General features: G+C 46.3%; 4 protein-coding genes. All 4 read right to left on the bottom strand.

Features of this window, described 5'->3' with window-relative positions:
- Positions 1–44: 44 nt before the first annotated feature.
- Complete coding sequence (locus tag NLU14_RS21240; RefSeq protein ID WP_476738658.1) at positions 45–728, bottom strand: RHS repeat-associated core domain-containing protein; 684 nt, start codon at positions 726–728, stop codon at positions 45–47.
- A 130-nt stretch (positions 729–858) separates the two neighbouring features.
- On the bottom strand, positions 859–1272 hold the full coding sequence (locus NLU14_RS21235) for a hypothetical protein (RefSeq protein ID WP_275710376.1): 414 nt from the start codon (positions 1270–1272) through the stop codon (positions 859–861).
- A 42-nt stretch (positions 1273–1314) separates the two neighbouring features.
- A complete protein-coding gene (locus NLU14_RS21230) occupies positions 1315–2019 on the bottom strand; it encodes a hypothetical protein (protein ID WP_275710375.1) in 705 nt (234 codons plus the stop codon).
- Positions 2020–2024: 5 nt separating this feature from the next.
- A partial coding sequence (locus NLU14_RS21225) for an RHS repeat-associated core domain-containing protein (RefSeq protein ID WP_275710373.1) occupies positions 2025–2552 on the bottom strand: 528 nt, incomplete at its 5' end.

Below are 2552 nucleotides of genomic sequence, written 5' to 3'. Positions count from 1 at the left end.
CAGAGTCTCCAAACTCGTGAATAACAGCTCGAATTATAGCACATTTACGATAAGGAATTACCCGGACGGAACACTAGACCGATTGGATCAATAAATCTAATGGGGTCTCCGAGAACATACCCATAAAGATTCGTATCCCCACCCGCAAAACCAATCGGATCCCGCGCCGTCCAGCGGCCGGTCGTTGGGTCGTAATCCCGATACCCAAACCGGATCAGGCCAGTATCCGCATCTTTCAGACCGCCCGCAAACCCGAACGGAATCTCAAAGCCCGGATTGCTGTCACTGATCACATTGCCATAGGCATCGTATTCGATGGCTTTGACCACTTGCCCAGCGCTGTCGGAGACGATTCTCGGGCTGCCCAACTGGTCCGTCAGCAGGTAATAGGTCTCGCCGTTCTCGGTGAAGCTCGTGGGAGCATGGCCCAGCGTGTATTTGTAACGATGCTTGAGGTTGCCATCCCCATCGTAGGTGGCCAGCAGGGTGGTCTTGTCTTGCCACAGGTAGCGTTCCACCACTTGTCCATCTTTGACCTTGGCGACCCGGTTGCCCAGGGCATTGTGGCGGTATTCGATGGTGTGCTCTGGTGTCTGCACCTGCTTGAGCCGGCCCTGGCTGTCGTAGTCGTAGGTGGTGACTTCGGTGCCAGTGGTTTTCCCGCTCAGGCGACCATTGCCATCGTAGGTGTAACTGGTGTTGCCAAAGCTCTGCAACTGGTCGCCCAGGTTGTAGCTGGCGGAAGCACCAGAGACGCCTCGGTCGGGCAGTAGCGGTCATCGTAGCCATAGGTAATCTGGCTGGCACAAAGTTATGAAAATTCTCCCAAGCATTTCAGGCCCTCACTGACTTCAAAACTTACCGGGGGTCGAAGGAGGCATTGGAGACATAATAAGCAGACAAAAAGTCAAAAACTCTTTCTACATATATTATTTCCACTTGAGGAGCCGAGTCTCCCCAAACCTCGTTTTCATCGCAATATGCGATAACAAAATCGCCAGAATTAAGCTCTACACGGCAAAGATAGTCTAAATCCGAATCTTTCTTGGAAGGACGGCGTACAGAGCTTACAACCGATATCCACGTGAGGACAGATGAAGCAGAGGGCCACGCTTCACTCCTGACATAACCCCCAACTACTTTGGTGGACAACGGAACGGTTATTAAAAAACAAAAAATCAAAAACATTATTAAAACCAAGGCAATAACGATCAATTTCGCTCTCTGCCAGAAGTAGTAATCATCCAGTTTATCTTGAAGTTCTCTCCTCATAACTTTATTTCTGAGCAGACACAAAATTGATCATGAGCTATTTTAACTGTCACTATTTTTCATCGAAACATCTAATTGCGCCACTCTCTGCGGCAGCCAGCTATACACCTCTGAATACCTCCACCATTTCTTACGTAGTGGCTGATCTATTGAAATACATAATGCTAGAAAATAAAAAATCATCGACTTTAAACTGAAAAAACTCTTCTTTGCATAAAGAAAAAAACCACCTTTCTTAAAATTATCATCTGAAAACTTTAAGCTTTTCTCAAAAATCGAATAGAGAACAGCTGAAGTAAGATTTCCTTCAAACAGTCCGCGCCTAAAATACTCAACAGCGCAAATCAGATAAACTCTTTCTTCAGCTACAGAATAACTACCTAGGTTTCTCTTTGCATAACAATAATTATAATAAATTGGTGATTTTTTATGCAAAGCTTCAAAGAAAATATTCAACTCATTATCACTTAATACGTCGTCAAACACCCCACTCTCAACCAATACCTCACCAAACAAAGCCAAACTTTCCGGTGTTCCTTTATCCAGCTCTTCTTGAAGTAGAGTAGAAGCAATCTCGGAGCTAACATCTTCATATTTCCAAATCTTTCTGGCGAGGACTAATTGCCTTACACAATCAGAGATTTCAAGTGCGAGAAATTCTTCTCTTTGCGCCTGCGAGTAGCATCCGAATTTCAAAAAATCGGGGTGCAAGACTGAGCTTCTAACTAGCTTTATTCTGTGATCCATTATTCTCATCGCCGACCACCAGGCTTATAACTCTCAACCTGCTGTTGGTGGTATCCACCCAAGGCCTCTGTAAGTGATTTCGTATCAGTTGGATCACCACTGAGGACCTGAAGGAGTTCCGACGCTACCTCCAAACTGGTTTCCGGCTTTGATAGAACAGACTTACATACTTTTAGGGCGACAGAACCTCCGCCGCGTCCACCTACAAACATGCCCCAAGCCTCACCATAGTGCTTCAAGGAATTGTATTGCTCTGGCAGACGATTCATTTGGTTCACCTCGATAGTACTTTGCGGTAGATAGCCGTTAGTAAAACCAAAATCCGATGCGACATTGTTGGATTGTAGCCCCTTCGGATCAATCCAATTCACTGGATTTCCGAGAACATACCCATAAAGATTCGTATCCCCACCCGCAAAACCAATCGGGTCCCGGGCCGTCCAACGACCCGTCTGAGGATCGTAATCCCGATACCCAAACCGGATCAGGCCAGTATCGCTATCTTTCAAGCCTCCCGCAAAGCCAAAGGGAAT

Origin of the sequence: Marinobacter iranensis (assembly GCF_029207565.1) — a bacterium.
GTDB classification, from domain to species: Bacteria; Pseudomonadota; Gammaproteobacteria; order Pseudomonadales; family Oleiphilaceae; genus Marinobacter; species Marinobacter iranensis.
The sequence above is the reverse complement of the archived record's forward strand: the minus strand, read 5'-3'. Positions and strand labels throughout refer to the sequence as shown.